2 protein-coding genes are annotated in these 3040 nt (G+C 66.0%); both read right to left on the bottom strand.

Annotated elements, in window-relative coordinates:
- The coding region (locus F6S12_RS30855; protein WP_315869774.1) for a molecular chaperone HscC at positions 1-1025 on the bottom strand (1025 nt) is incomplete at its 3' end.
- A 192-nt stretch (positions 1026-1217) separates the two neighbouring features.
- The gene (locus F6S12_RS30850) at positions 1218-2921 is read right to left on the bottom strand and encodes an acid phosphatase (RefSeq protein ID WP_315869773.1); all 1704 of its coding nucleotides are present in this window, start codon (positions 2919-2921) and stop codon (positions 1218-1220) included.
- Positions 2922-3040 lie beyond the last annotated feature (119 nt).

Here is a 3040-nt window from a genome sequence, read left to right as displayed (position 1 = left end):
GCCGCCTGGACCGCCGCGCCCTGGGCCACCACCTGGTCGGGATCGAGGCTGATGGAGGGAAAGCGCCCGAACAGCCCGGCCGCCAGCTTGCGCACCAGGGGCATGCGGGTGGCGCCGCCCACCAGGAGGATTTCATCCAGGTCGCTGACGCGGATCCGTGCATCGCGCAGGGCGCGTTCGATGGGCGCCCGCAGGCGTTCCAGCAGCGGCGCATAGAGGCTGGCCAGTTGCGCCTGGGTAATGGTCTGGGTCCATTGCCGGCCATCGACCCGCAGGCTGAATTCGGCACTGGGCTCCTGGCCGAGGGCGCGGCGCACGCGCTCGGCTTCCCGGCGCAGTGCCTGGAGCACGCTCTGGCGTTCGGGAAAGCCCGCGGCCTGGGCCTGCTGTTCGAGGAAGTGTTCCAGCAGCAGGTTGTCGAAGTCCTCGCCGCCGAGGAAGTTGTCGCCGGCGCTGGCGCGGACTTCCATGACCCCGTCGAACAGCTCCAGGATCGACACGTCGAAGGTGCCGCCACCGAGGTCGAAGACCAGGAACGAGGTTTCCCGGTCACGCTGGTGCAGGCCGTAGGCCAGGGCTGCGGCGGTGGGTTCGTTGATCAGTTTTTCCACCTTGAGCCCGGCCAGTTCGCCGGCAATCCGCGTGGCCTTGCGCTGGGCATCGCTGAAGTAGGCTGGCACGCTGATCACCGCTTCCTCCACCGGTTCGCCATAGGCCCGCTCAACGTCTTCCTTGAGGCTCTTGAGCACCAGGGCCGAGAGTTCTTCGGGGCGGTAGGTACGTTCCCCCAGGCGCACTTCGGTGGCGCTGCCCATGTAGCGCTTGAACAGCGCCGTGGTGAGCTGCGGGTGCGTGTGCAGGCGCTCCCTGGCGGCTTGCCCCACCAGGATCCGGCCTTCGTCGTCCAGGCCCACCACGCTGGGGGTGAGCAGTTCGCCCAGGGCATTGGGCACCAGCTCGCTGGCGGTTTCGCGCCAGACCGCGACCAGGCTGTTGGTGGTCCCCAGGTCGATACCTACGATCATGACGACGAACTCCCTTTCCAATCGGAAAACAGATGAAACAAATAGGTGGCGCGCAGGATATTACCCGCCGGGTGGATGGGTAAAGTGGGTGATGTTATATGGCTATCATTTGTGCCGGTGCCGCAGAACCGAAGCCGGGCTTGGGTCTCGGTTCTACGGTGGCAGGTGGGCCCGTTGCGAGCCCGGCCGGGGTCAGGCCGTGAAGTGCAGGGCGTTGGTCAGGTCGCCCATGGGCTTCTGGCCCCGGGCGATCATGGCCTGGTCACGTTCCTTGATGCCGTCCAGGGTTTCCAGCTGGAACACTCGGGTGATCAGCCGCAGGATCGAGGCGGTGTCGTAGACCGTGTGGTCCACCGTGCCCTTGCGGGCGAACGGCGATACCACCAGCGCCGGAATACGCGTGCCCGGGCCCCAGCGGTCGCCCTGGGGCGGTGCCACGTGGTCCCACCAGCCGCCGTTTTCGTCAACGGTGACGATCACCACCATGTTTTTCCACTGCGGGCTTTCCCGCAGCACTTTCAATGCCCGGTCGATATGCCGGTCGCCGGCGGCCACGTCGGCATAGCCGGCGTGCAGGTTGAGGTTGCCCTGGGGCTTGTAGAAGGTCACCGCCGGCAGCTTGCCGGCCTCGGCATCGGCGAAGAACTTGTTGGTGCTCGACTCATCGCCCAGGCCGCCGTCGCGCAGGCGCTTGGCCCGTTCGGCGGGGTTTTCCGGGCCCTGGCGCACGAAGTAGTTGAAGGGCTGGTGGTGGTACTGGAAGTTGGGGATCTTGGGAATCCCGCCGGAATCCTTGAACTGCTCCAGGGTCGCCTGCCAGGCGCCGCCGTACCAGGCCCAGTCGACGTTCTTCTTCGACAGCTTGTCGCCGATGTGTTCGTGGGTTTGAGGCACCAGTACGCTGGGCAGGTCCGGCTTGGCGTAGTCCGGGCGCTCCGGGTCGCGGATCCAGGTTGGCCAGTAGGGCGGGGCCATGGTATTGACCGCGAAACCGTCCGGGGTCAGGGCGCTGGGACCGAACTGCGGAGCGCCGTCCATGGCACTGGCCGGAGACTTGTCCAGGGGCTTGAGGCGGGTGCCCTTGGGGTCTTCGCCCTGCAGGGTGGCGATCTGCGACTTGGCCACCGAGTTGGCAGCATCGGGGTAGAACGGTACCTTGGCGCTGATCAGGTACTGGTGGTTGAGGAACGAGCCACCGAATGCCCCCTGGAAGAAGTTGTCGCAGAGCACGAACTCCCGAGCCACGTCCCACAGGCGCAGGGAGTAGCGGGTCTGGGCGTAGTGGCCCATGGTCAGGGCGCCGGAGTCGGCCCAGGCCACGAAGCTGTCGTTCTTGCCGCCGTTGATCTGCATCTGGTTCTGGTAGAACACGTGCCACAGGTCGCGGGTCACCAGGCCCAGGGGCAGGTCCTCGCCACTGGGCCCCTTGAGGGCGAAGGGGGCATTGGGCAGGTTTTCCTGGAACTGGGTTTCCACCGGGTAGGTGATGCCGTCCAGGGTCTGCGGGCCCACCTGGAGAATGCCGCCCCAGATCGGCGGCAGTTTCTGCAACAGGTTGCCGTCGCGGTCGCGCTGCTGGAAGTCTTCGGGCTTGAGGGCCGAGAGCGGTTTCTCCACCCCGGGAAAGTTGGCGAACAGGTTGTTGAAGCTGCGGTTCTCGGCGAACAGTACCACTACGTTTTTCACCTGCTCCTGCAGCGCCTTGTCCAGTTCGGCCGGGGACAAGGGGTGTTCCACCGGCGGTTTGCCTCCTGGTTCGCCGGGCTGGCCGCAGGCGCTCAGGGTGGCGCCGACCCCCAGAACCGCAACGCCGCCTAGGAAGCGGCGGCGGCTGGTATCGGCAGGCTGGTCGGTGGCGGATTCGGGGGTGGCGCGCAGGTCGGTATCGTCGCTCATGTCGGCTCCTTGCTCGGCTCTCTAAGGATTCGTTACAAAGTGTTTCGGTCGCACGGTAACAACCGAATATGACGCAAAGGCTACAGGAATGCGACACGGCCTGGCTGTCTGGGCCCTGG

Origin of the sequence: Pseudomonas sp. JV245A (assembly GCF_032424515.1) — a bacterium.
GTDB lineage: Bacteria > Pseudomonadota > Gammaproteobacteria > Pseudomonadales > Pseudomonadaceae > Aquipseudomonas > Aquipseudomonas protegens.
This window is presented reverse-complemented; position numbering and strand designations above follow the sequence as displayed.

Bases quoted from the DNA above. Each gene is read 5' to 3' on its own strand.
- F6S12_RS30850 (WP_315869773.1), bottom strand. From the start codon at position 2,921: ATGAGCGACGATACCGACCTGCGCGCCACCCCCGAATCCGCCACCGAC.